Below are 24,810 nucleotides of genomic sequence, written 5' to 3'. Positions count from 1 at the left end.
GCCCGGATTGGCAATATTAAGTTGCGATTTTCCAACTAAATGTAGGCCGGCGGGCCATCAGTCTTGCCTGAGTTGATGAAGGAGCAGCCTGTTTTGGTCGGCGGGCTAACTGAGCTGGGCAAGTGGAGCTGTATACACCATTGCAGCCGGTGCAACTGCAGGCGCAGCTGCAACCGCCACGCCCGCAGGCGGCCTGTACAGCCGCCGGAACTACACGGTGCGGCTGCATCCGCCGCAGGAACAGGCGTCTAGTGCAGCCGCCGGAACTGCTCCGGCGTAATGTTCGACAGCTTGCGGAAGGTGGCCACGAAGTGGCTGACGTCGCGGAAGCCGACCTGCCCGGAGATGGCCTTGACGGTCAAGTCGCGGCGGCTGATCAGGAGCTCCTTGCTCTTGCGGATGCGCAGGCGGACGAGGTAGGCGTAAGGCGACAGGCTGAAGGTCTGCATGAACAGGCTGCCGAGATAACGGCCGGATACGCCAAGCTGGGCCGACAGATCATGCAGGCCGATGTCGGGATCAGCGAAATGGCTGTCCATCCACTTTAAGAGCGGCTGCAGCTTGTCGGCATTGCGGGAAAGGCTGGCGCTGTTCCGGGATTGCCCGAACGTGCCCAAGGCCAGCAGGAAGCGGTAGGCGCTTGCGGAGGCGGCGAGACTGAAGATATCCCCGGCTGCGTCATGGCTGTCCAGCATGTCCAGGATCATCTGCGATAGGGGAGCTTCCGGCTCCCAGCGGTACAGCCCGTTCGGCTGCATGCCGAGCGTCTCCACAATGCTCTCCGCCGCGCCGCCGCCGAAGGTAAGATAGTAGGTGCCCCATTTGCGCGCGGAGACGGCTTTATAGCGATGCGGCGTTCCCGGAAGCAGCAGCACCCCGCAGCCTTCGGGAAGGGCCAGCACGGCATTGTCGAGCTTCAGCAGCCCTTCGCCTCCGGCCGTCTGCAGCCAGTGATAAATATGATAACCATCCGGGCGCGATACAGCTTCCTGGTTGGGGTTGTAGCCCATACTCTCCAGCGTGAGGGGCAGCTGCTGACCGCCCTCACGGGCGAAAATAATGCGGCGGTGATCCGGAGCGAGCATAATATTTGTGCCTCCTGTAGTTCCATATTGTTATATGATAATGGACATTATTTTATATATAAAGGGAAAATGGTTGTGTATACAATAGGAATATAATTATACAACAATAAAGGATGTGCAACAGGTGATCAACGAACAATTGCCGAAAATCTGGTACGGCGGAGATTACAATCCCGAGCAGTGGGACGCCCCGGTATGGGCTGAGGACGAGCGGATGTTCAAGCTGGCGGGCATCGATGTCGCAACCATTAATGTATTCAACTGGGCGCTGATCCAGCCTTCGGAAGAGGTCTATGACTTCTCCCATCTCGATGCGCTGATCGACCGTTTATATAAGAATCGGACTTACGTTATTCTGGCGACCAGCACCGGTGCTCATCCCGCCTGGATGGCCCGCCGCTATCCGGAAGTAACGCGCGTGGATGAGAAGGGACGCAAGCGCAAATTCGGCGGCCGCCACAACTCCAACCCGAACAGCCCGGTCTACCGCAAGTTCGCCGCCAAGCTGGCGGGCAAGTTGGCTGAGCGCTACAAGGATCATCCGGCGCTGCTCTGCTGGCATATCTCCAATGAATACGGCGGGCATGACTATTCGGAAGAATCCGCTGCGGCGTTCCGCGTATGGTTGAAGGAGCGTTACGGCTCGCTGGATGCGCTCAACAAAGCCTGGAACACCCGGTTCTGGAGCCATACCTTCTACGACTGGGAAGAGATTGTGCTGCCGAATGAGCTAAGCGAGGAGTGGGACGGCAACCGCACGAATTTCCAGGGCATCTCGCTCGATTACCGCCGCTTCATGTCCGACAGCCTGCTGGAATGCTACAAGATCGAGTATGATGCGATTAAGGAGCACAGCACGAACATACCGATAACGACGAACTTGATGGGCTTTTATCCGGGACTGGATTATTTCAAATGGGCCAAGCACATGGATGTAATTTCCTGGGACAACTATCCTGCGCTCGATACGCCGGTCAGCTTTACGGCAATGACGCATGACCTGATGCGCGGACTGAAGAACGGCCAGCCGTTCATGCTGATGGAGCAGACGCCGAGCCAGCAGAACTGGATGCCTTACAACTCCGTGAAGCGGCCAGGAGTCATGCGGCTGTGGAGCTACCAGGCCGTTGCCCGCGGCGCGGACACGGTGCTCTTCTTCCAGCTGCGCCGCTCCATTGGAGCCTGCGAGAAGTATCACGGCGCGGTGATCGAGCATGTCGGGCATGAGCACACCCGCGTCTTCCGTGAATGCGCAGAGCTCGGCCGCGAGCTGGAGCAGCTTGGAGACGCGCTGCTGGATGCGCGAAGCGCCGCCGAAATCGGCATTCTCTACGACTGGGATAACCGCTGGGCGCTGGAGCTGTCGAGCGGACCGACGGTCGCGCTGGATTATATGAAGGAAGTGCATAAGTATTACGATGCGCTGTACCAGCAGAACATCGAAGCCGATCTCATCGGGATCGAAGAAGACTTGTCCAAATACAAAATCGTTATCGCACCGGTGCTGTATATGATCAAGCCGGGCTTTGCCGAGAAGGTGGAGGCTTTTGTACAGGCAGGAGGTACGTTTGTTACGACATTCTTCAGCGGCATCGTCAATGAGAACGATCTGGTGACTGTCGGAGGTTATCCGGGAGAGCTGCGCAAGGTGCTGGGGATCTGGGCCGAGGAGATCGATGCGCTGCTGCCGGAGATGAGCAATCAGATCGTCATGAACAAGCAGTGGGGTGAGCTGGGCGGCGCCTACACCTGCAATCTGCTCTGCGACCTGATTCATTCCGAAGGTGCCGAAGTGCTGGCACAGTACGGTTCGGATTTCTATAAAGGCATGCCCGTGCTGACGGTGAACAGCTTCGGCCAAGGCAAGGCGTACTACGTAGCCAGCAGTCCGGAGCAGGCCTTCCTGCAGGGCTTCCTGGCCAACCTGAGCGCAGAGAACGGCATCAAGCCGCTGGTGCGCGCACCGCAAGGGATCGAATCCGTACAGCGCGTGAAGGACGGCGTGTCCTTCCTGTTCCTGCTCAATCACCATGAGGGCGAGCTTACCGCCGACATCGGTCCGGCAGAACGTACCGATCTGCTGATGGGTGAGACGCACAGCGGTTCTGTTACAGTACCGGGACGCGGCGTAATGATTCTGTCCAGCCAGAGCTAAGCGGACAATCAGTAATAAGACGGCGGGCATTCGTATGTTGCGAAGCCCGTCTTTTTTTGTACAACTGGGCTCATTCCGTAAATGAACCGAAGTCGGTTATTTTCAGATCATAGGTAATCTCGATCTTTGCTTTACTGAAGGCCTCATCCCAGTGATCCTTTACCTCCTTCCAGACAGCGGGCTGCTGAATGGCCAGTTTGTCCCCGAACCCGGCGGCATCGCACTGATATTCGTTCTGCAGCTTGCCGAGCAAGGCCTGCATCATCTTCGCCAGCTTGGCCTCAAAGATCCGGCCCGCATTGTCCGCAAACTCCTGCGAGGAAGAAGTGTCCTGATCGTTCCAGGTTTCAATAAACCGGCCTTCAGAAGAGAGCTTAACGGAGAAGGAAATGCAGCCGCCGTCTGCCGTGGCTGTAATTTTACTGTCCATTGCCTTGATTTCATAGGTCATCGGTTCGCCGCTGCTGTCATACGCTTTGATCGCTCCGGCTTTGCCCTCATTGTTCAGCCAGGCTACGCACTCCGTATCTTCCTGATTGAGAAACCCGATCCAGTGCCCGGTGTCCCCCTTGACGATACCCGCCCCCGAAAATTCAACTTCTCCGTCTCCTTTAATGAGATTCTGCAGCACAAAGCTTCTTTTGGAATAGGTGAGCGCATCCAGCCTTGCCAGCGTAACCGGACTCAGCACCTTGCTCGTCCTGCTCTGGTTGCGGATCATCCCCATGATATGAAAAGAAGGGATCTCGTTCGGCTGGTCGGAGGTCAGGGTATCTCTGGCGGTGCCTTGGCTGATATACACCATGGTGCTTGGACGGATATCGTTGTCACGCATCACAAAATCCATCAGCTGCGAGATGGTCTGACGCTTCAGCAGCTCGGCGGAAATAATGATCACCTTGAGATGATGCCCGATGATCGGGCGATCCCGGCGGATGGAGAATTGCCGGAAGATTTCCAGAATGGAATCGCCGGCCCCTGATACATTGCTGTAAGGCTTCTGTTGGCCGCCGCCCCCGCCCCCTTTTTTGTCCATGGAGCCGCTGGCCGATTTGATGGGGACGACCTGGACAGTAGCCACCACCTTGTTCTGCTTGGAATATGTTCCTCCTTTCTCCTCGAATTCTTTCTCGACCGGGGCCGGCTCACCGACATCCAGTGCCAGGCCGGTATACAGCGCCAGATCCTCAATTTCCTTGCTGCTCCAGCAGCCGGACGTCAAGACGGAGAACAGCAGACACAGCGATACTATGACGGTTCGTCTAACCATTCTGCTTCACCCCTTTCTTGCGCAGCAGCCATATGCCGGAATGAAGCAGCGGAATCAGGATGAACAGGGCGATCCCCATATTTCCGATCGCATCGCCCAGGGCGAAGACATCCCCCACGCTCTTTGGCACCATGGAGGCAAGGAAAATCAGCGGCACCATAACAAAGATGACCGGTTTCAGCTTCAGCCGGAAGATTTGCGAGAACCCGAGCGAAGCCTGAAAAAAGAAGCTGCAGAAATTGCAGAACATCTGCATCAGCCAGATCACCATCAGCGGGAACTCCAGCCGTTCAACGAAAAAGCCTGTAATCTCAAAGCTGCGGATCAGGTCGATGGTCGGCCAGGTGCTGGTAATGGCGGAGTCGATGGAAAGTCCCCCGATGACCACCAGAACCGTCAATAGGTAGAGGCATAGCGGTAACCCGATACCGGCCAGCATGGCTTTGACAGCCTGGCGGGGCTGCTGCATGAAAGCGACAAGTGTCATGGTCACTTCGCAGCCCGTGTAGACGAGTACTGTCGGCTTGAGCCCTCTTAATACGGGAGCGATGCCGTCGCTTAACACCGGCCGGAGATGATCAAGGTTGAACAGCCGCAGGCTGACGCCATAGGAGATAAGCAATACTACAATGCTGATGGGAAGAATGATCTGGAAGACGCGGGCGATCGAATTGATGCCGCCGCAGACCAGATAAGTGCCTGCCCAGATGAACGGCACAATGACAGCCCAGATCGGCGTGCCTTCCAGCAGGAAGAACAAGGTGACCTCGGCTAACGAGCGGATTTCAAAGCCAGCGAGGACAACGAAGTAAATAGCGAGCAGCAGGCAGAGCAGGCCTCCGATGAACTTGCCGGAGATTCGTCCGGCGTACTGGAAGACCGTCTGTCCGGGGAACTGCTGGCTGAGCTTCACCATCAGCAGAATGACCAGCATCACGATGACCCCGCTTAGCAGGATAGAGATCCAGGAATCCGGAGTTTTTACCGCTTCGCTGACCCCCCGAGGCAGCGTCAATATACCTGCACCCAGTACGCTGTTGTTCAGGAAGACGGCAGCCTGAGACGCCGTGATTTTATCGTCGGTTCTAGTAAACAAATTCTGGCCTCCTTCTGCAAAATATCAGACTTTTGACTTCCGCCGGTCGTTCTGCGTCTTCAGCATGGCCGGTCTCCGCTTCATCAGCGAGAGAGGCGCCCGGAAGAAGAGATCCTTCCAATCGCGGAGCCTAAAAGGTGAAACGGGCGTCAGGTAAGGCACGCCGAAGCTCTTAAGCTTGGTCAAATGGCTGCACAGCAGCAGAAAGAACAGAATCGTCCCGAACATCCCGAGAAAAGCGGCGAACAGCATTCCGGCAAAACGCAGGAGCCGGAGGGTAATTCCGGCGCTGTACATCGGAATGGAGAAGGAGGAAATCGCCGTAACAGCGACTACGATAACCAGAAACGGGCTGACGATGCCTGCGTTAACGGCGGCGTCGCCGATAATCAGCCCGCCGACGATGCCCATGGCCGGTCCGACGGGCTTGGGCAGCCGGATTCCGGCTTCGCGGAGAATCTCGATGGATACCTCCAGGATCAATACTTCAATGATGGAGGGAAAAGGAACGCCTTGCCTTGCCTCGATGATCGAAATGGCCAGCTCGGTTGGTATCAGTCCGGGATGAAAGGAGATGAACGAGATATACAGCGCCGGGGCCATCAGGGCCAGGAAAGCTGCGGCGAAGCGCAGCATCCGCAGCAGAGACCCCGGCAGCCAGCGTTCATAGTAGTCTTCCGGGGATTGCAGCAGCATGCTGAACGTAACCGGAACAATCAGGGCAAATGGCGTTCCGTTCAGCAGGATGGCAATCCGTCCTTCCATGAGGGCGCTGATGACCCGGTCGGGCCGCTCCGTATTCTGAACCTGCTGAAATGGGCTAAGCCAGTTATCTTCAATTAACTGCTCGACATAACCCGATTCCGCCAGGAAATCGGAATCAATCGTCGAGATTCGCGTCTCCACCTCCTGCAGAAGCTCGGGATTCACGATATCCTTCATGTAGGCGATAACCAGATCCTTCTGCATCTGATTACCGATCCGGTAGCTCTTCAGCTCCAGCCCGTCGCTGAACCCCTGGCAGCGCAGCATGGAGGTATTCTCGCTCAGCACCTCGGAGAAGCCGAGGCGCGGGCCGCGCAGCAGCGCTTCGGAGACAGGTTCCGTCACGCTGCGGTTGGCGCCGCCCGGAAGTTCGATCAGCAGCCCATGCGGCATCCCGTCGATCAGCAGGCCGGCGTGTCCGAACAATACCGATCTGTTAAAAGCGGTCAAATCGGCGGCCGCGGTTAAATCGCTGAATGGCATCGCTGGCACACTATTTAAGGGGGAGGCCAGCGTATCTGCAGTGGCCTCAAACATCAGATACTCCATAATCCGCAAATTGAGCAGGCGGTCGTTCTGCATCCCGTCTACATAGATCAGCGTTCCCTTCGTGTGCAGCTTCGTCAGCGGGAACTCTCTGAAATGAAGATCGCTGTTGCTGCCGATGGCGCTGCGGATCGCTTGCAAATCGGCGGCATAATTGCCGCTGAAGGGGGTGCCGGAAGCGGAGGACGGGGATGGCTGGGATGCAGAAAGCGCCGTTTTGTCTTTATGTGCTGCATTGCGGCCGGCAGCAGCTGCCGTGAACCTTCCGGTATTGCCCCAGGCGTTCAATATGTTATAGAGATAGTTAGCACCGACGGGAAGCAGGAAAGCAATGGCTGCCTGAAAGAAGACGAGCCAGTCCGGAATATGAGCAATAATGGATGACAACATCTGGACAGTACCTCCCCCGGGCTAAAGTTACGGCGATACAATGACAAACAAATGGGACACAATAACAAACTACTCGGTCTGCTTATCTTTTGCCGAAAATGACAAATTTATCAACCTGGAGCCCGCAAAGTGGAGTGTGTACAGGAGAGGGGAAGGAGAATGAAATGGAGAAGGAGCTGGGTATGGAGATAAAGATGGAGATGAATTCAAGTGCTATCCGAGTGGGCTTGTTTGAGTATGGTTAGGACTGTGGCGGGGCAACGGGACTACTGTCCGGAAACACTAATAAGGCCCTTCCGGCTTCCTGCGGGAAGCGAAAGGGCGGATAGGTTTGCAAATTAGGGGCAAAACCTGCCTCTAATGCGTATAGTCGACCTGGCTTGCAGAAATAAAGGTAAAAATTATCTATATCACTAATCTGCTGAAAGTGGCCTACGGGCTGAAATTAGAGGTAGAAAATACCTTTATTTCTGTATAAGCCTATTTAGTTGTGTCTGAGCTAGTGCTTCTCTTATTCTCAATTGTTGAGACAGGAATCAAGAGGGCCGGTTTGCGCTGATGTTGAACCTGAACTGATGTGCAGGCTGCCGTGTTGTTTAGTTGCTGCCGCTGCTGGCCGCCGCGTCTCCGCCGCCATCCTGGCCGGCTCCCGGCGCACCGCCGCCGAAGCCTTGTCCGCCGCCGAAGCCGCCGGTGCTGAGCGTAATGCTCTCCGCTTCGGCGGTGCCTTCCTTCAGCGTGTACTGGATAATGTCGTCCGCTTTGAGGTCGGACAGACTGATCTCCGTCTCCTTGCGCTCGCCGTTCTCAAAGGTGACGGACAGCACCTTCGTACCGTCGGGAACGGTAATGTCGGTGGTCTCCTCCGAGAAGCTCTGCATCATCCCGCCGCGCATGCCGCCGCCTTGGCCGCGCCCGCCTTCGGCGCCTGCAGCCTGACCATCCGCCGGTTGTCCGCCCTCCGGCGGCGTGCCCTGCCCATCCGCCGGCTGTCCGCCCTCCGGCGGCGTGCCCTGCCCCTCGGCCGGCTGCCCTCCCTCCGGCGCTTGGCCCCCGGCGCCGTTCTGCGGCCGCTGCGGCATCTCGGCGGTATACACCGTGATGGTGGAGCCGCTTACGCTTTTGATTTTGCCGAAATTCATCGCTTGCCGGTTCATACCGTTCTGCCCTTGCTCTCCGGGACCGCCTTGCCGGGCTGCTGCGTTGTCCGACCCTGCGGTTTGATTGGTTCCCTGCGGGGCAGCTGTATCGCTGCCCGAGCTGCAGCCCGCCAGCATGATTGCCGCGATCAGGCTGCCCACCATCAGGGCAGGTATGTATTTTTTCATTGGTGAAATCCTCCTTCAGTAGCTTTAAATAGCCAGATACAGGAAATATAGCAAGCGCTCCTGAAAGCCAGCTGAAAGAAAACCGGTGTGCGGAGTGAGAATTGGAGCCGGGGATGTTATATAATGCTTGGTAGAGTGGAAGAAGACAGAAGTCAACGAACAGAAAAGAGGCAGCGCATGAAAACCTTACTGGTCACAGGCTACCGCGCCCATGAGCTCGGCATCTTCGACGGCAAGCACCAGGCCATTCCCTATATCCGGAAAGCATTGGCCGCCAGGCTGATCCCGCTGGTGGAAGACGGGCTGGAATGGGTGATTACACCCGGGCAATACGGCGTGGATTTATGGGCATGCGAGGTGGTGCTGGAGCTGAAGCAGCAGTATTCGGACCTTAAGCTGGGCATCATTACCGCCCATACCGGGCAAGAGGAGAAGTGGAAGGAAGAGAAGCAGAACGAATACCGGCGGATTATCGCCGGTGCGGACTACTTCGGGGCCGTCAGCAATATGCCGTATGACGGGCCCTGGCAGTTCCGGGCACGGGACGAGCTGCTCTTCCGCAAGAGCGACGGCATCCTGCTGTTCTACGACGAGGAAGCCGCCGAGGGCAGCCCGAAGTATTTCAAGGAGCGGGCGCTGAAGCTGCATGCGGAGAGCGGCTACGGGCTGTATGTGCTGCTGGCGGAAGAGATTCAGAGCATCGCCGATGAAGAGAACCGTTATGACTAAACCTTGAGGAGGCCGGTCAAGTGAGCACTGAATTCGAAGAGGATATTTGTTATGTCATTCTGCTGAGCCCCACGGAGCAGGACCGCAGGGATATGGAGATCATCCGGGCGCATGTCGCCCATCTGCAGGAGCTGGAGCGCGGCGGACAGCTGGTGCTGTGCGGGCCGTTCGCCGATGCTCCCGGCGGGATGGTCATTGTCCGGGCGGAGTCCCGGGCGGCAGCGGAGGAGATCGCCCGGCGCGATCCTTACGTCGTCACGGGCATCCGCAGCTATGAGCTGCGCACCTGGGGCCTGTCGCATGCAGGCAACCGGCATATGGGGATGGCTGCAGAATAACGGAAGACGCCGGAGCCTCAGATGAAGCTGCGCAGCGAAGGCGGGCGGCGGACCTGGTGCTGCTGCTCGAAGGCGTAAGCAAGCCGGATCAGCGCCGGCTCTTCATACGCCCTGGCGGCGAAAGCGACGCCGAAGGGCACGCCGGCCGAGGTGTAGCCGGCCGGGACGACAATCGACGGATAACCGGCCCGCGAAGTGATCCGGGCGCCGAAATCGGCCGGGAACAGCAGCGCATCCAGGCCATGCTCCTGCATCGTAGCGTCAATGCCCTCCTCCTTGCAGAGCCGCAGGTCGGTCAGCCGGTCAAGCAAATATTGCGGCTCCGTGAGCGTTCCGGAGGTTGTATATTCGGCGTCGATCAGCGTCTTCTGCCCGTAGCGGAGCGTCTCCGTAGGATGGGCATGGTTAAAGTCGATGATATCCTTCAGGGTTCGCATTTTCGCGCCGGGACCGAGCTTAGCCAAATAGGCGCCGAGCGAGGTCTTGAATTCATTGAGCACGACGGACGAGTATTTGATATCGCGCGCCGTCCTGATGTCGGCAGGGTCGATGATGGTGGCCCCCAGGCTGCGCATGATGTCCAGCGTGCTGTTGAAGATGGCCAGCTGCTCATCTGTCAGCTCCTCGAAATAATAATCGCGCGGAATGCCGATGCGGGCTCCCCGCAGTCCTTCAGGATCAAGGAATACAGTGTAGTCCGGATGCCGCTTCCCGGAGCCTGTGCCGGTGGCGGCATCTTCGCCGTCTTCGCCCGCCATGGCGTTCAGCAGCAGCACGGCGTCCCTCACGGTCCGGGCCATCGGGCCGGCGGTGTCCTGGGTGTTCGACAGCGGCAGAATACCGGAGCGGCTGATGAGACCCACCGTCGGCTTAAACCCGACGATGCCTCCGAGGTTGCCGGGGTTAAGAATGGACCCGGAGGTCTCCGTGCCTACGGACACGGTGCAGAAATTGCAGGCCACCGCTACCGCCGAGCCGGCACTGGAGCCGCCCGTCGGGGTAGAGATATTATAGGGATTGAGCACCTGGCCGCCGCGCGAGCTGTAACCGGAAGGCATGCCGGTGGTCATGAAGTTGGCGAATTCCGTCATGTTGGCTTTGCCCATGATGACGGCTCCGGCCTTACGCAGTCCGGTAACCAGAAAAGCGTCCTCCGCCGCGTAAGAATCGGCCAGCGCGAGCGAGCCTGCGCTGGTATGCATTTTGTCGCCGGTGTTGATATTGTCCTTGAGCAGCACGGGAATGCCGTGCAGGGGGCCGCGGGCGCCATGCCGGGCACGCTCCATATCCAGCGCTTCCGCGATGAACAGCGCATCGGGGTTAAGCTCCAGCACCGAGTTGATGGTCAGGCCGTTCCGGTCATGCTCGGCAATGCGTTCATAATACATAAGGAGTAACTGCTTCGCGGTTAATTCCCCGGATTCCATCGCTGCCTGGATCTGCGGAATGGTAGCTTCCACAAGCTCAAAGCCCATGAGCATCACGCTTCTTTCCCTCTATGGTTTTTGGAATAGTCGCATACGCTTTCATCTAATCATAAAAGAGCGGCTGTGGACAGTATCTATTTTATGAAATGATGATCTGTACGTCTGATAACAATTCACCAGTGATTTAAAAGCACTCTCAGCTGGTTAATAGTTCCACATACATTTCTTTACTGAGACTGGCGGAGAAATGTAAACACCACGAACCGGGAGGAATCTATGTTGAAGAAAAGAGGGTTAACAGTAGCACTGGGGATGACGCTTGCCATGGCTCTGACGGCTTGCGGGAACAACGAGGCGGTCAATGAGAGTGCTGCGGCTACAGCCGAGAGTACGGCGGCAGCAACGTCAGGAGCGGAGAACGCAGCAGCCGCTGCAGCAGGGGCGAACAATACAGCCGCAACCGGACAGGCCCAGGAAGGGCCGATCTCCGTAGACGAGCTCATTACAAAAGCGGCCGAGGCGAGCCAGGAGCTGCAGAGCTTTGCTCTTGACATGGAGATGACGCAGAATATTACCGCTTCCCAAGGCGAAGATTCGCAGATGCAGGGAATTGAAATGACCGCGCAATCCGAGTATACGAAGCAGCCGCTGCAGATGCATCAGGTTGCCAAGATCAATATGATGGGTCAGGGCGACCAAGACATAGAGCAATATGTTACACAGAACGGTGTATACACACAATCGGACGGGCAATGGTTCAAAATGCCGGCTTCCATGACCCAGCAAATGACAGCTTCGCTGGAACAGTCGGCCAGTCCGGAGAAGCAGCTTGAACAGTTCAAGTCCATTACGGAGTATACCGAGGTGACGGAGGAAGGCAATGAGTATCTCCTTACCGCCGATGTCTCAGGAGCCAATGTGAAGGAGCTGGCGCAAAGCTATCTGAATCAGGCCGGCGGTACGGATAATTCAATGACCGCTGCAATGGATCAAATGGACATCAAGAGTATGAATATTGTGTACGGTGTCGACAAAGAGACCTTCTTTCCGACCCGGACGGATGTAACCATAGTGATGGAGGCGCCGGCAGACGGACAGACCATCAGCATCGACATGACCATGACGGGCGTGATTGACCGCCACAATGAAATTGCGGAGATCAAGGTGCCTGAAGAAGCGCTGAACGCTGAAGAAGTCGAGCTGCCTGAGACGACGACGCAACAATAAGGATATCCGCTTTAAAAAAATGGCCTGCCCGGTCCGTAGCGTTCGTTACGGATCAGGCAGGCCACTTTGATGCGCCTGTTCAGCTGCGGCGCAGCCTGAATTATGGCTCAGCGCGGGTGAAGCCTTCCTCCGCCAGGTATTCCTCCGCTTCCTGCAGCGTCTCGAAGGCCATATCCAGGTTCAGGCCGGCGTAGAGGTACCACATGTCCTCTTCGCGTTTCAGCTCCAGGACATTTCCCTCTGCATCGGTCCAGCGGCTGTCCTGCGCTTTGCGCTTCTTCCGGCTTGGAGCGGGAGCGGCGGGCTCATAGGCGGCCAGTGCGGAGATGGTGGCATCCAGCAGGGCGCGCAGGTCGCCTTCGGAATAATCGCGGATATTGACCAGTCCTTTGTCATCCAGGGGATACCCGTCCAGCAGCCCTGCATAGACAAAGCCGTTGCCGTTCGGGTGCAGGTGGTAGGCGACGGTCTTTTTGTCGTGACGGCTTTCTTCAAAGTGGTAGTTCACCCGGCCAAGCGACACGTTCTTCCGCTCAAGCTCGGGGTAGGAATCCAGTACAGCCAGTTTCTGTTCAAAAGTCAGCATATCGCGCCTCCGGTTTACGGTTGTTTCGTTCAAGTATCCCATTATACCACGGGGAGGAAGGGCGGCACCATCAGGCGTTCAGCGCTGCTTGCGGGCTTCCCGGCTCTTCCGGCTCTCCCGGCTGGTTGCCGGGCCTCACGCGGCCAGCGGCAGCCTCAGCACGAAGGTGCAGCCCGGTTCCGCGCTCTCGCCAAGCTCCAGGCTGCCGCCCATCGCCTCGGCCAGCAGGCGGCTGAACGTCAGGCCGAGCCCAAGCCCGCGCAGGGCGGTCTGCTTGTCGCAGCCGCGGAAGAAGGCTTCGAAGATCTGCTCCCGGCTGGCTGGATCAATGCCCATGCCGTTATCGGTGACGGAGATCTCCGCACTGCCGTCGCCGGTATCGCGAAGCCGCACCGTAAGCTGCAACGGGCGGTCCGGTGCCTTCGCCTGCATGCTGTTGCCGAGCAGGTTGACGAGAATCTGCTGGATGCGCAGGGGGTCGCCCCGCAACATCAGCAGCTTCGCCGGGAAGAGCAGCTCCGGCTCGGCCATATCGCCCGTCTGGGTCAGCTTCCACTGGTAGACGACCTCCGTCAGCAGCGGCGCAGCCTCCAGCCGGTCATGGCGGATCGCCACAATGCCGGCGGTCAGCGCGTTGTAATCCAGCAGATCGGCAACCATGCGCTGCAGCCGGTCCGCCTCCAGCAGGGCGATATCGAGGAATTCTGCGGCTTCCTCTTCCTCGACCACACCCTCACGGACGGCATGGACCAGCCCCTTGATTGAGGTGACCGGTGTCTTCAGCTCATGGGAGACCCCGGCGAGCATGACTGCACGCGACTGTTCGAACTGCCGCAGCTTGCCGGCCATCTCGCGGAAAGAGAGCTGTAGCTCATAAATTTCGCGTTCCTGGGCGTCCGGCTTCAGCTTGATATCGTACTCCCCGTCACTGATCTGCGCAGCAGCGGCGGCTACCTCCTGGACAGGCCGGGCCAGCTTGATGGACAGCAGATAGATGGTCAGCCAGCTCAGAATAATCAGGAACACCAGCAGCGTGGAGAAGAAAATGATCTCCTCCTGCGGGATATGCTGCAATGAACGCTTCGACTGCAGCACGGCGACCTGGCCCAGCGTGTCGCCACTGTCTGCCGTAACCCTGGCCACTGCCGCCTTGAACTGCGGGCTGCGCGCATCGGTCAGGCTGTCATTCAGCTTGTGCCGCATTTCTTCCTCGGTCAGCTGCGGCTCCGAGAACAGCAGCTCCCCGTTCTGGCCGGTAATAATGACGCACATCTCCATGGATACCTTGAAGAATCGTTTGCGATCCTCGACCAGGTTCGCCAGGCCGGGACTGATCTTCATCGTACCGTCCGCGCCGATGCTACGGTCCGCGATTTCCTGCGCCAGCAGGGCAGTGGTCTGCATGCGGTTGTTCATCGCCTCCCGCTGAATCCACCAGAAGGTGACCAAGGCAATCAGCAGCAGCCCGCTGCTGATAATGAGCAGATAGCGGATCGTCCAGTAGGAGAGGATGGAGGTTCTTTTTTTAGTTGCTTTCGTTAGTTTACCCATAGCTGATACCCAGTTCCCCGCAAGGTGCGGATCTCCCCTTCCGTGGCAGGCCAGTGCGACAAGGCCTGGCGCAGCCGCTTGATGGACAAATCGACCGCGCGGTCGCTGCCCTCATAGTCCATTTCCCATACATATTCCAGCAGCTGCTCGCGCGTACAGATCTGGTTCGGGCGCTCGGCGAGGAACAGCAGCACCGACAGATCGCGCGGGCTAAGGCTGACCTCTGCGCCATTGAGAAAGACACTGTGCGCCTCCCAGTCCACGAACAGGCTGCCGAAATGGCGCCTGCGGCCGCCGTCCGTCCACTGGGAAGGACGGCGCAGCACAGCATTGACGCGGGCCAGCACCTCCTCGGGAACAAACGGCTTGGCGATGTAATCATCGGCGCCTCCGTTCAGACCGGCCAGCCGGTCCTTGATACCGTCCCGGGCGGTCAGCATGATGACGGGGCAGCTGCTTTTGCTCCGGATCTGCTCCAGCAGCGCAAACCCGTCCAGGCCCGGCAGCATCACATCAAGCAGCACCAGCGAAGGCGGCGAGGCATCGAAGCTCTCCAGCGCCCCGGGGCCGTCGGCGGCGCGGGTGACGGCGAAGCCGGCCTTTCGCAAATATGCGCTGAGCACCCGGGCGATGGCTTCTTCATCTTCAACAATCAGAATGGTCTTCACAACTTATAGTAAGCCTCCCTTGGATAAGTCCGGCGGCCGTGCGGTCTCCGGAATGCGGCAGCACAATTAATTAAAATTACGACAATTTTACCACATTGCGGTGGGCGTTGCTTTGACTTATTCCCGACATATTGCGCTGCTACAATGGGAACCAAGCAAGAATACGGCACAAAACCAATAAGCTATGGAGGGATTAAGGATGAAGAAGAAAACATGGGCCTTAGCGGGCGCGGGAGTGGTGGTCGCAGGCGCTGTTGCAGCTTTTCTGCTGCTGAACAACAGCTTGGGGAACAACGTCGAGATCGAGTCCGTGATTCCGGCTCAGAGCCAAAACGCAGGCAACAACGCAGGCAACACAGAAACAGCCGCTGCGGGCGGCGCCGAAGCTGCAGGAGCGGCCGTTACCGCCGAGCAGTTGAACGGAGCCTGGAGTATCGCCGAGGCATCGAAGGTATACTGGTCGGTAACGACCTCGCAGGAAACCGTCAACTTCGTTAATGAGGAAGTGTCGGGTAGCTGGAATGTGAATCTTGAGGACCCTGCGGCAATGACAGGAGAAGGCGTAGTGGAAATGAGCGCGCTCGATTCCGGCAATGCGCAGCGGGATGAGCATGTCAAGGATGCGGACTACCTGTCGGTAGCGGAATTCCCGCAATCCACGTTTACGGCGACCTCGTTCTCCGAACTGCCGGCGGAATGGACAGAGGGTACAGTGGTACCGGTGCAACTGCAGGGTATTCTTACCGTGCGGGGCATCGAGAAGGAAGTGACCTTTGATTCCCAGGTGGTCTACAGCGGAGGGCAACTGCTGCTGTCAGGCACAACCACCGTTACATTTGACGATTTCGGCTTGACGAATCCGCATAACGTGGTGCTGGACACGGAGAATGAATTTGAAGTCCGCCTGGAGCTTGCGCTGGATAAATAAGCGGACAGGCCATGCGAATCAGTGAAGACCATAAGCCCTGCTTAGGAATGGAGGCATCAGCAGCCGTTCTGAGCAGGGCTTTTTTTATGAACATAAGCACGTCAATTGTCATGGTACTTTTATGCAGGTTGAGATTAATGCGATTCCGAACAATAACCGCTACAAGAGTGTTACGGCCAGTTTTAATGTGAATATAGGCAGGGAGAATTAATTTTGCCCGACAAACGCTTCTACCCGCGATCCGCTTCTTTATAGGAAGCCAGCCGTTCCTCAAGCGTCCCGGTGTGCAGCTCGAACAGATTATTATCATAGTCGTAAAAATAAAGCGGAATCCCCTCACCGCCAATCCGCAGCCGCGGGGCTTCAGCTCCAGACCCAGTGCCCTGATGCGGTCCAGATAGGTCTGGACGTCCTCCTTTCTTCTGGCATAGGTCTATCTTGTTCATGTATCAATTAATCACTGTGCATTATAATATCAAAGAATAGAACCTGCTTGGAAGAAGGGAGGACAGCGCATGATCGAAGTGGCGGCGGCGATTATCCGTAATGAAGAGGGGCGGATTCTGATTGCGCGGCGCAGGGCCGGCAAGGCCCATGCGGGGGCATGGGAGTTCCCGGGGGGCAAGCTGGAAGCCGGAGAGGATGCAGCGCAGTGTCTGCGCCGCGAGCTGCTGGAAGAGATGCATATTGCCGTAACACCCGTGCGGTATTTCGGAGTGAATGAGCATGATTACGGAAATGTGCAAATCCGGCTTATTGCCTGGGAGGCGGCGTATACCGGAGGAGAGATTATGCTGACTGACCATGACGAATACTGTTGGGCGTTGCCGGACGAACTGGGAGAGTATGGGTTCACACCGGCGGATGTGCCTTTTGTGGAGCGGATCAGAAGCGACCGCGTGTGAGGCGCAATTATATGCGTGATCATTATTATATTAATGAAGGGATTGAGCGAATTGCCAACCTACCCGAAGCTGGTGCGGGATGAGATTCCGGCACTGATTGCCGTCCAAGGCCGCACCTGCACTACAAGAATCTTGGAGACGGAAGAGTACATAACGGCACTGCGCACCAAATTACGCGAGGAGGCGGAGGAATATCTGGCAGCGGATACTTCAGACGAGGCGCTGGAGGAATTGGCCGACCTGCTGGAGGTCATCCATGTGCTGGCAGGAGTCCACGGGGCCGACCCGGCCAGACTCGAAGCGATCCGGGCCCGCAAGGCCGGGGAACGCGGCGGATTCGCGAAGCGGATTATGCTGCTGGGGATAGAAGAGTAGCAACAACCGGGGACTAGCTGCTTGATGGTAGGACTTGATGGAAGACACTGCAGTTCCCGATTATGGAGCAAATGGCGGCCTGTCACGGTGCTATATAAGTTGAACAAAAGAGATGGGAGTGCGAAGGCGAAGCTTGGAACTGGAGAAGCGCTGGCGACCGCGGCCGGAAGTCCAAACATCCCCCGCAGTTGCGATCTGAGGCTCAAGTTAATTTTACAGTCCAACATATATAGTTTGATTTTCGCACACTAATTTTGCCGTTTTCGCGGATCTGAGCAATCTAATTCGATTATCGCTGCTTAATTGGAGTAATATCAGCAGAAGCAACTATATACCCCCGCATTAAGTGGCGATAATCCAACTGGCTTTACGATTATCCTCCGTATTGATGAATTAAGTGGCGATTTTCCAACTGTATAGCCGGCGCTCAATCCTGTTAATGACTTCTTGATCGCGTTGCTTCAGCCATGCTCGATTTAATCCACAGCAGCACTTCACAGCTCTTCAATCCGCTGTTCCCAATCAATCCAACGTTCCACGTCCAACCACTATCGTTTCTTAAGCAAATAACGGTCCAAGTCTTGGACACTTCAATAACAGTTTGATAGAATCAAATGAACGAATACAGCTACGCGGGAGAGGATGTTCTTAAATGACTCAAGACAACGCTTACAAGGTAAAATGGGGAATACTCAGTACCGGGTGGATCGCCCATCAGTTTGCTACGGATCTGGCCCATGCCAGCAATGGAGTTGCTTATGCGGTAGGCTCGCGTAATCAGGAGAGCGCCGATGAATTTGCCAAGAACCACGGCATTCCGGTCGCCTATGCCACTTACGAGGAGCTGGTGAATGATCCGGAGGTGGACGCTGTATATATCGGAACGCCGCATCCGTTCCACAAGGAGAACGCGCTGCTGGCGCTGCGCGCCGGCAAAGCCGTGCTGTGCGAAAAGCCGTTCACGGTCAACAGCGGCGAGCTGGAGGAAGTGGTCGCTTACGCCCGCGAGCGTAAGCTGTTCCTGATGGAAGCGATGTGGAGCCGCTACATTCCGGCCAACGTGAAGGTGCGCGAATGGATCGCATCCGGGCGGATCGGCGAGGTCCGGCTGGTGCAGGCCGACCTCGGCTTCAAGGCGGACTGGAACCCGGAAGGCCGTCTGCTGAATCCGGCGCTGGGCGGCGGGGCGCTGCTGGATGTCGGCATCTATCCGGTATCCTTCGCCTCCATGGTGTTCGGGCCGCATCCGGAAAGCGTGGCCAGCACCGTCCATATCGGGGAGACCGGAGTGGACGAGCATTTCTCGCTGCTGCTCTCCTACGGCGGCGGCAAAGCGGCAGCCCTCAGCGGCGGCGTGCGGCTGAACCTGCTGGAGGAAGCGCATGTGTTTGGCACCGAAGGCCATATCATCGTCAAAGGGACGCTCGTCAATCCGAAGTCAGCCGAGCTGTACGTAGGCGGTGAGCTGGCGGAGGTCTTCGAGGACAGCCGGGAGTCCATCGGCTATTCGTTCGAAGCCGAGGAAGTGGGCCGCTGCCTGGAAGCGGGCCTGACGGAAAGCCCGGTCATGCCGCTTGATGAATCGCTGGCGATTATGCAGCTGCTCGACCAGGTCCGCGGGCAATGGGGACTGAAGTATCCGGGGGAAGAATGAGCCGTATTAGCTAAACCGGCTTGCCTGTATGAATTCACAGTGTTCTGCCTTCGGCAGGTGATATTTGAAGCACAGAAGGAGGAATGAGGATGGGACTGGACAAGGAACGGTACGCCGGCTGCTTGCTGGGGCTGGCGGCGGGCGATGCACTGGGGACTACCGCCGAGTTCAAGGCGCCCGGCACGTTTGCGCCGATCGGGGAGATGATTGGCGGCGGCGTCTTCGGCCTGCAGCCCGGGCAGTGGACGGACGATACGTCGATGGCGCTGTGTCTGGCTGAGAGCCTGCTGGAGCAGCAGGGCTTTGACCCCGCCGACCAGATGTCGCGCTATCTCAGGTGGTTCCGCCACGGGCATTTAAGCAGCACCGGCGAGTGCTTCGACATCGGCAATGCCACCCGTGCGGCGCTGCTGCGTTTTGCGGCGGACGGCGAGCCCTACAGCGGCTCGGATGATCCGCTCGCTGCCGGGAACGGCTCGATCATGCGCCTGGCGCCGGTCGTCATGTATTACGCGGCTGATCCGCCGGCTGCCGTGGAATACGCCGCCCGCAGCTCCCGCACGACCCATGCCGCCAGCGAATGCCTGGCCGCCTGCCGGCTGCTGGCGGCGTACATTCTCGCCGGATTGCACGGCTGGAGCAAGGAAGAAATGCTTGCTCCGCAGGCCTTCCGTGAATGGCTGCCGGAGGACAAGCTGACGCCCCATATTCTCAGCATCGCGCAGGGCTCGTATAAACTCAAGGAACCTCCGCAGATTCAGGGCACCGGTTATGTGGTGGAATCGCTGGAAGCGGCGCTGTGGGCGTTCGACCGGTCGGCAAGCTTCGCCGAAGGCGCGCTGCTGGCCGTCAATCTCGGCAACGACGCCGACACCACCGGCGCCGTGTACGGCCAGATTGCCGGCGCCTATTACGGCCGCTCCGGCATTCCTGCCGGATGGCGGGAGAAGCTTGCCCTGGGCGGGCTGATTGAGGAATACGCCGGCAGGCTGTACACCGAACGGGTGCAGCGGTAAGCAGCACCCTGCGCGAAGGAAACAAGCGGCTGATGAACTACCCGGCCAGTATGGGGGTCAATCAGCCGCAGAACGGGCTAGTCAATCGGCCAAAAGACGATTATCATTGCCGGCAAGAACAATTGTCATCTCGATTGAATGATTGTCAGCACCAGTGTAAACAATTGTCTGGTATTTGGACGACTGTCGTCCGGCTCAGCAATTGTCATCGCGTGCATGCCTATGCTACAATCTGGTTAAATCTTGCAAATGAGGTGAAGTGATGAGATACCGCATGGTTCCGAGGAATTAGGGATCGGGCTGGGGAAGACGCGTACCAGCCGCCAAGGGGGCAGTCTGCCCTTTGGACCAGATCCTTAAGACACTCGGAACGGTGCCGGATTGTCATCCTGACGAAGCCGGGACACCGGTCTGCTCAAGCTTGAGGCTTGCGCAGGCGGAAGGCCCGGCTTTTCTATACCCATTTGGAGATTGGAGCAGAAGTGTATGATCAAACAGTGTATGGTTCAATTCAAAGGCTGGATCTTGCTGCATATTGCGCTGGGATTTATCATCCAGGCTTTGGGCGCCCTGGAAATTGTAAAGCTACAGGAAATACTGGATACCGCCGTGGCCGGAAGCCCGCTGAAGACATTGACGGCCCTGATTGTAGTGTACGGCTTACTGCGCGGCGCTGCGGCGCTGCTGAATTATGTGGATGAGTATCCGAGCGCCCTGCTGGCGAACGGGATTCCGGAGCGGCTGAAGGTGCTGGCGCTGGCAAAGATTTCGCGTATGGACTATCAGGCCTATCAGAATATTGGCACGGGCCAGATGATCAAGGTCATCGAGAACGGAGCGGCGGCGGGCGGAGGAATGCTGAATTCTTTTGTGCTGCAGACGCTGCATGAGCTGCTGCCGACCATTCTGTTCAGCCTTATCTTCCTCGGTTTCTACGACATGCGGATTATGCTGGTGATTGCGGCCGGCTACGCCGTGGTCTTCGTGATCGCGGGCAGGCTGCTGAAGGTGCTCTACCGGATGAAGTCGTCCATTCTGGCAGAGCAGGAGGCGGTGTCCCGGTATTCGGTGCGCGGTTTTATGGAGCTGGTGGTGTTCCGGCTGAACAAGCGGTATAACCGGGAGATCGCAGCAATCAATGCTTCGGCGCAGCATCTTGTCAAGCAAAGCGCCCGGCTGCAGATGATTCATGAGTCTTTTTTTGCCATATTCGAGGTGTTTATAACAGTGATCAAGGTGGGCGTTCTCCTCTATGGTGTGCGGAGTATAGTGGCCGGCGGCACATCTCCCGGGGTACTGGTCGCCCTGATCATGTTCATTGATAAAGTCTATACCCCGATCGCCATCTTCAATGTACTCTTCGTGAACTATAAACTGAACCGGGTGGCGTATGAGCGCTTTGCGGAGTTCATCCAGGCGCCGGAGGACCGGAATCTGTATACCGGATTGGCGGTACAGGAGCTGCGGGGCGATATCGAGCTGAAGGACGTATCCTTCGCTTATGGCAATAACAGTATTCTGCGGGAGCTGTCAGTCTCCATTGCGGGCGGGACGACGGTTGCGCTGGTAGGCCCCAGCGGGAGCGGGAAGTCGACGGTGGCGAAGCTGCTGGCGGGTCTGCTCAAAAAAGGCGGCGGCTCCATCCTGTTGGATGGCCGCGAGCTGGACGAATTGAGCCTGGACAGCTACTATGACCATCTCTCTTATCTGTCCCAGGACAGTCCGGTCTTCGATACCACGATCCGGGGGAACATCGATTTTGATCAGCGGCTTTCGGATGAGGAGCTGTATGAGGTGCTGGACAAGGTATCCCTGAAACAAAAAGTGCTGGCGCTGCCGGAACGTCTGGGCACGGAGGTCGGAGAACGGGGGCTCAAGTTATCCGGCGGCGAACGGCAGCGGCTGGCCATTGCCCGCGCCATCGTGCAGCAGCGCAGCCTGATCATTCTGGATGAGCCGGTCTCGGCGCTCGACAACATTACGGAGAAGCGGATCATGGAGACCGTTCTGCATGAATTCAGGGAGAAGACCGTGCTCATTGTCGCGCACCGGCTGAATTTCATTCAGGAGGCCGATCAGATCCTGATGCTGGAGCACGGCGCTCTTGTGGGACAGGGAGATTTCGCTTCCCTGCTGCGGGGCTCGGCGCCCTTTCGTAAGCTATGGAATGACGGCAGGACTGCCGAAGCGGCTGCTGCTGCACCCGAATCCGAAAGATACAACCGGACGCCGGAAAATGATACAATGGTCTCCAACTAATCATTCAAGCATGGAATGCAGCCCGGCGCCAAGCCGCAGGAGGAGAAGGACATGAAATCGATCACCGTGCAAAAACTAACGGATACGTTTCATCTGGAGGTACTCGCGGGAGCATCCCGCATGGACCGCGAAATTACCCGCCCACGGACACACCGTCCGGGGCTGGAGTTTGTCGGGTACTTTGACTTTTTTCCGATGGAAAGGGTTCAGGTGCTCGGCCGCAAGGAAATTACTTACTTACTGACGCTCAGCGTAGAAGAACGCAAGCTGCATATCGGGAATATCGTGAAGTACCATCCGCCTTGCTTCATTGTGACCTCGGGGCAGCAGGAGATTCCTTATCTGAAGCTGTTTTGCGATCAGGAGGGCATTCCGCTGCTGCGTACGACGGATACGACCACCGAGTTCATCGCGAAGCTCGACAGTTATCTGGTGAAGGCGCTGGCCCCGGAGCTGTCGATCCATGGGGTGTGCGTCAATGTGTCGGGCATCGGCATCCTGCTCAGAGGCAAATCCGGCATCGGCAAAAGCGAAACCGCCCACACCCTCATCCGCAGAGGCCACCGCTTCGTGGCGGACGATATTGTGGTGCTGAAGAAGCTGGGACCGGCGACGCTGCTGGGCTCGCATAACGAAACGACGCGCGAATTCCTGGCGCTGCGCAGTGTCGGCCTGATTAATGTCGTCCGCCAGTACGGACGGCGGGCTTTTCAGGATGAGACGCGGATTGTGCTGGATATAGAGCTTGCACCATGGCGGGAGAACGCGCTGAACAATGAGCTGGAGGTCGTGCCGCAGTTCACGGAATATCTCGGCGTGCAGATTCCGCATCTGGAAATCCAGCTGCAGCCGGGACGCGATGTCGCCGGCCTGATCGAAGCGGCAGCCAACAACTGGTATTTGAAACAGCTTGGCTACAGCGCTGTGGAAGAGTTCATGCAGCGGATCGAGAACGGGATGCAGGGCTGAAAAGCGGGACCCGGTATGCATATATAAGTTTGACTGGAAAGGAAACGGAGGTAAGCCGCTTCCTTTCTTTTTTGTTTTTTGATATTTTGAATTTAAGGAATATTTTGATCTGGAAAAGTTTAATACATGTTACATTTATCCACTCAACTTACCGGTAAGAATGCGATCCAAGGATCATCCCTGATAGCTGCCTTCCCTGCTGAAACCTTGTAAAAGAGAATAACGGAGGTGCTCGTATGATTGAACCCCATAAGCCTGCTCCCCTGAAGGTTATGAATGATGTCCGCCACTCTGTCCAGGACGCTTCCGGTCCTTTAAACTTGTCTGATGCACCGGATGCGTGTGAAGGAAACCCGGTTGTTGTTTCCGTGACATGCTTTGCCCCCGAGCAGCTCCCGGAGATTATCCGTACCAAGGGTAGACGCACCGGAAAAGCTTTAATGACTCTGGCGGTCGGCCGTGTAGACGCTCTGCTGAACAGCACCGGTTGTACCTACAATGCTGACGGCAACCGAATCATTGTAATGAGCCGGGAAACAGATCCCCGCCTAGTTTACAGAATTGCCAGTGTCATATGTGCTGCACTCGCTGGAGAATATGTGTATGCTGACGAGGTATACAACCTGAGGTTCTGTGCAGGAGCGGCCATAGCCAGAGCTTCGGGAACTCCATGGGGGACGGTCCTGGCCCAGGCGGAGCAGGCGATGAACGAGATTCCTCACGGGAGCACAGAGCCTATACGCCTATACACCGAAGACAGCGGCGTTCAGGAGGAGCAGCCTTTGGGGAAAGGGGATTTGCAGCGGGCGCTTGAACACCATGAACTTGTGCTGCACTATCAGCCGCGCATCGACCTGGAAAGCGGTGAACTGAAGGGCATGGAGGCTTTGCTTCGCTGGGACCATCCCCGCTTGGGCCGCATTATGCCCGGCCACTTCATTTCGCTTGCCGAAGAAAGCGGGATGATCGGCCATCTTGGCCGCTGGGTACTCGGCGAGGCCTGCCGCCAAGCCCGGGACTGGAGCGTCCGGATGCTGAAGCCATTCCGGATGTCCGTGAATGTATCGGCGCATCAATTGCAGCCGGAGCTGGTGGAAGAGGTATCTGCGGCGCTCCAGGAGCATGGGCTGGACGGGCGCTTTCTGGAGCTGGAGATTACGGAAAGCGTCATGGTGCGCAATATGACGGAGGCGGTGCCGCTGCTGGAAGCTGTAAAAGACTATGGCGTGAGCATCTCCATTGATGACTTCGGCAGAGGGTATACCTCCGTCCGGTATCTGGAAGCTTTTCCGGCGGATTGCCTGAAGATTGACCGCAGCTTCCTGAACCGCAGTCTGGAGCAGCAGCAGAAGATTATTCCCGCCATCATCTCGCTCGGCCGACGGTTCGGGCTGGAGATTGTAGGGGAGGGCATCGAGACGCCCGACCAGCTGAAGCTGCTGCGGGAGCTGGAATGCGATACCGGCCAGGGCTTCCTGTTCTCCAGGCCGATAGACAGTGAAGCCTTCGAACTTGAGTATATGCCGTTTACCCAGGCGTAAGC

General features: G+C 57.3%; 21 protein-coding genes and 1 pseudogene. 12 read left to right on the top strand and 10 right to left on the bottom strand.

Features of this window, described 5'->3' with window-relative positions:
- Positions 1–248: 248 nt before the first annotated feature.
- Positions 249–1,085: an AraC family transcriptional regulator gene (locus F1381_RS02630; RefSeq protein ID WP_151733259.1), complete on the bottom strand. Its 837-nt coding sequence runs from the start codon at positions 1,083–1,085 to the stop codon at positions 249–251.
- A 124-nt stretch (positions 1,086–1,209) separates the two neighbouring features.
- Between F1381_RS02630 and F1381_RS02625 the strand changes: the two genes are divergently transcribed.
- Positions 1,210–3,240, top strand: coding sequence for a beta-galactosidase (locus F1381_RS02625; RefSeq protein ID WP_151733258.1), 2,031 nt, complete (start codon positions 1,210–1,212; stop codon positions 3,238–3,240).
- A 70-nt stretch (positions 3,241–3,310) separates the two neighbouring features.
- Here F1381_RS02625 and F1381_RS02620 read toward each other — a convergent pair whose 3' ends face one another.
- From F1381_RS02620 to F1381_RS28085, 4 genes are all read right to left on the bottom strand, one after another.
- Positions 3,311–4,510 carry a Ger(x)C family spore germination protein gene (locus F1381_RS02620; RefSeq protein ID WP_151733257.1) on the bottom strand — a complete coding sequence of 400 codons (1,200 nt, stop codon included), beginning with the start codon at positions 4,508–4,510 and terminating at the stop codon, positions 3,311–3,313.
- A complete protein-coding gene (locus F1381_RS02615) occupies positions 4,503–5,606 on the bottom strand; it encodes a GerAB/ArcD/ProY family transporter (protein WP_151733256.1) in 1,104 nt (367 codons plus the stop codon). The genes F1381_RS02620 and F1381_RS02615 overlap by 8 nt, the downstream gene beginning before the upstream one ends.
- Positions 5,607–5,630: 24 nt before the next feature.
- A complete protein-coding gene (locus F1381_RS02610; RefSeq protein WP_151733255.1) occupies positions 5,631–7,307 on the bottom strand; it encodes a spore germination protein in 1,677 nt (558 codons plus the stop codon).
- A 596-nt stretch (positions 7,308–7,903) separates the two neighbouring features.
- Complete coding sequence (locus F1381_RS28085; protein ID WP_187355156.1) at positions 7,904–8,635, bottom strand: hypothetical protein; 732 nt, start codon at positions 8,633–8,635, stop codon at positions 7,904–7,906.
- A gap of 177 nt (positions 8,636–8,812) precedes the next feature.
- Here F1381_RS28085 and F1381_RS02600 point away from each other — a divergent pair, with 177 nt between their 5' ends.
- Positions 8,813–9,364, top strand: a complete 552-nt coding sequence (locus F1381_RS02600) for an SLOG family protein (RefSeq protein WP_151733253.1) — start codon at positions 8,813–8,815, stop codon at positions 9,362–9,364.
- A 20-nt stretch (positions 9,365–9,384) separates the two neighbouring features.
- Positions 9,385–9,702, top strand: a complete 318-nt coding sequence (locus F1381_RS02595; RefSeq protein ID WP_222850412.1) for a YciI family protein — start codon at positions 9,385–9,387, stop codon at positions 9,700–9,702.
- A gap of 17 nt (positions 9,703–9,719) precedes the next feature.
- On the opposite strand, the gene F1381_RS02590 is transcribed toward F1381_RS02595, so the two are convergent.
- The gene (locus F1381_RS02590) at positions 9,720–11,177 is read right to left on the bottom strand and encodes an amidase family protein (RefSeq protein WP_151733324.1); all 1,458 of its coding nucleotides are present in this window, start codon (positions 11,175–11,177) and stop codon (positions 9,720–9,722) included.
- A gap of 228 nt (positions 11,178–11,405) precedes the next feature.
- Here F1381_RS02590 and F1381_RS02585 point away from each other — a divergent pair, with 228 nt between their 5' ends.
- Positions 11,406–12,356 carry a DUF6612 family protein gene (locus F1381_RS02585; protein WP_151733252.1) on the top strand — a complete coding sequence of 317 codons (951 nt, stop codon included), beginning with the start codon at positions 11,406–11,408 and terminating at the stop codon, positions 12,354–12,356.
- A 100-nt stretch (positions 12,357–12,456) separates the two neighbouring features.
- Here F1381_RS02585 and F1381_RS02580 read toward each other — a convergent pair whose 3' ends face one another.
- From F1381_RS02580 to F1381_RS02570, 3 genes are all read right to left on the bottom strand, one after another.
- A complete protein-coding gene (locus F1381_RS02580; protein WP_151733251.1) occupies positions 12,457–12,942 on the bottom strand; it encodes a hypothetical protein in 486 nt (161 codons plus the stop codon).
- Between the two features lie 135 nt (positions 12,943–13,077).
- Positions 13,078–14,493: a sensor histidine kinase gene (locus F1381_RS02575; RefSeq protein ID WP_151733250.1), complete on the bottom strand. Its 1,416-nt coding sequence runs from the start codon at positions 14,491–14,493 to the stop codon at positions 13,078–13,080.
- On the bottom strand, positions 14,481–15,161 hold the full coding sequence (locus F1381_RS02570; protein WP_151733249.1) for a response regulator transcription factor: 681 nt from the start codon (positions 15,159–15,161) through the stop codon (positions 14,481–14,483). The genes F1381_RS02575 and F1381_RS02570 overlap by 13 nt, the downstream gene beginning before the upstream one ends.
- Positions 15,162–15,360: 199 nt before the next feature.
- Here F1381_RS02570 and F1381_RS02565 point away from each other — a divergent pair, with 199 nt between their 5' ends.
- Complete coding sequence (locus F1381_RS02565; protein WP_151733248.1) at positions 15,361–16,089, top strand: YceI family protein; 729 nt, start codon at positions 15,361–15,363, stop codon at positions 16,087–16,089.
- A 230-nt stretch (positions 16,090–16,319) separates the two neighbouring features.
- Here the strand turns inward: F1381_RS02565 and F1381_RS02560 are convergent.
- Positions 16,320–16,480, bottom strand: a pseudogene (locus F1381_RS02560) (VOC family protein); the annotation flags it as partial.
- A gap of 124 nt (positions 16,481–16,604) precedes the next feature.
- On the opposite strand from F1381_RS02560, the gene mutT reads away from it, so the two are divergent.
- The 7 genes from mutT to F1381_RS02525 all read left to right on the top strand — a co-directional run bounded on the left by mutT (position 16,605) and on the right by F1381_RS02525 (position 24,808).
- Positions 16,605–16,994, top strand: a complete 390-nt coding sequence (mutT, locus tag F1381_RS02555; RefSeq protein WP_151733247.1) for an 8-oxo-dGTP diphosphatase MutT — start codon at positions 16,605–16,607, stop codon at positions 16,992–16,994.
- A gap of 51 nt (positions 16,995–17,045) precedes the next feature.
- Positions 17,046–17,369: a nucleoside triphosphate pyrophosphohydrolase gene (locus F1381_RS02550; RefSeq protein ID WP_151733323.1), complete on the top strand. Its 324-nt coding sequence runs from the start codon at positions 17,046–17,048 to the stop codon at positions 17,367–17,369.
- 652 nt (positions 17,370–18,021) lie between these two features.
- The gene (locus tag F1381_RS02545; protein WP_151733246.1) at positions 18,022–19,023 is read left to right on the top strand and encodes a Gfo/Idh/MocA family protein; all 1,002 of its coding nucleotides are present in this window, start codon (positions 18,022–18,024) and stop codon (positions 19,021–19,023) included.
- A gap of 89 nt (positions 19,024–19,112) precedes the next feature.
- The gene (locus tag F1381_RS02540; RefSeq protein WP_151733245.1) at positions 19,113–20,039 is read left to right on the top strand and encodes an ADP-ribosylglycohydrolase family protein; all 927 of its coding nucleotides are present in this window, start codon (positions 19,113–19,115) and stop codon (positions 20,037–20,039) included.
- Positions 20,040–20,525: 486 nt separating this feature from the next.
- Positions 20,526–22,298 (top strand): ABC transporter ATP-binding protein, encoded by a 1,773-nt coding sequence (locus F1381_RS02535; RefSeq protein WP_151733244.1) that lies wholly within the window; start codon positions 20,526–20,528, stop codon positions 22,296–22,298.
- A 51-nt stretch (positions 22,299–22,349) separates the two neighbouring features.
- Positions 22,350–23,267 (top strand): HPr(Ser) kinase/phosphatase, encoded by a 918-nt coding sequence (gene hprK, locus F1381_RS02530; RefSeq protein WP_151733243.1) that lies wholly within the window; start codon positions 22,350–22,352, stop codon positions 23,265–23,267.
- 236 nt (positions 23,268–23,503) lie between these two features.
- Positions 23,504–24,808, top strand: coding sequence for a putative bifunctional diguanylate cyclase/phosphodiesterase (locus F1381_RS02525; RefSeq protein ID WP_151733242.1), 1,305 nt, complete (start codon positions 23,504–23,506; stop codon positions 24,806–24,808).
- Positions 24,809–24,810 lie beyond the last annotated feature (2 nt).

The sequence above is a fragment of the Paenibacillus tengchongensis genome (assembly GCF_008973665.1).
GTDB classification, from domain to species: Bacteria; Bacillota; Bacilli; order Paenibacillales; family Paenibacillaceae; genus Paenibacillus_AQ; species Paenibacillus_AQ tengchongensis.
The sequence above is the reverse complement of the archived record's forward strand: the minus strand, read 5'-3'. Positions and strand labels throughout refer to the sequence as shown.

Coding starts and splice junctions, on each gene's coding strand:
- F1381_RS02540 (WP_151733245.1), top strand. CDS start 19,113: ATGGGACTGGACAAGGAACGGTACGCCGGCTGCTTGCTGGGGCTGGCG.
- F1381_RS02585 (WP_151733252.1), top strand. CDS start 11,406: ATGTTGAAGAAAAGAGGGTTAACAGTAGCACTGGGGATGACGCTTGCC.
- F1381_RS02535 (WP_151733244.1), top strand. CDS start 20,526: ATGATCAAACAGTGTATGGTTCAATTCAAAGGCTGGATCTTGCTGCAT.
- F1381_RS02620 (WP_151733257.1), bottom strand. CDS start 4,510: ATGGTTAGACGAACCGTCATAGTATCGCTGTGTCTGCTGTTCTCCGTC.
- F1381_RS02575 (WP_151733250.1), bottom strand. CDS start 14,493: ATGGGTAAACTAACGAAAGCAACTAAAAAAAGAACCTCCATCCTCTCC.
- F1381_RS02545 (WP_151733246.1), top strand. CDS start 18,022: ATGACTCAAGACAACGCTTACAAGGTAAAATGGGGAATACTCAGTACC.
- hprK (WP_151733243.1), top strand. CDS start 22,350: ATGAAATCGATCACCGTGCAAAAACTAACGGATACGTTTCATCTGGAG.
- F1381_RS28085 (WP_187355156.1), bottom strand. CDS start 8,635: ATGAAAAAATACATACCTGCCCTGATGGTGGGCAGCCTGATCGCGGCA.
- mutT (WP_151733247.1), top strand. CDS start 16,605: ATGATCGAAGTGGCGGCGGCGATTATCCGTAATGAAGAGGGGCGGATT.
- F1381_RS02580 (WP_151733251.1), bottom strand. CDS start 12,942: ATGCTGACTTTTGAACAGAAACTGGCTGTACTGGATTCCTACCCCGAG.
- F1381_RS02565 (WP_151733248.1), top strand. CDS start 15,361: ATGAAGAAGAAAACATGGGCCTTAGCGGGCGCGGGAGTGGTGGTCGCA.
- F1381_RS02610 (WP_151733255.1), bottom strand. CDS start 7,307: ATGTTGTCATCCATTATTGCTCATATTCCGGACTGGCTCGTCTTCTTT.
- F1381_RS02590 (WP_151733324.1), bottom strand. CDS start 11,177: ATGGGCTTTGAGCTTGTGGAAGCTACCATTCCGCAGATCCAGGCAGCG.
- F1381_RS02630 (WP_151733259.1), bottom strand. CDS start 1,085: ATGCTCGCTCCGGATCACCGCCGCATTATTTTCGCCCGTGAGGGCGGT.
- F1381_RS02525 (WP_151733242.1), top strand. CDS start 23,504: ATGATTGAACCCCATAAGCCTGCTCCCCTGAAGGTTATGAATGATGTC.
- F1381_RS02600 (WP_151733253.1), top strand. CDS start 8,813: ATGAAAACCTTACTGGTCACAGGCTACCGCGCCCATGAGCTCGGCATC.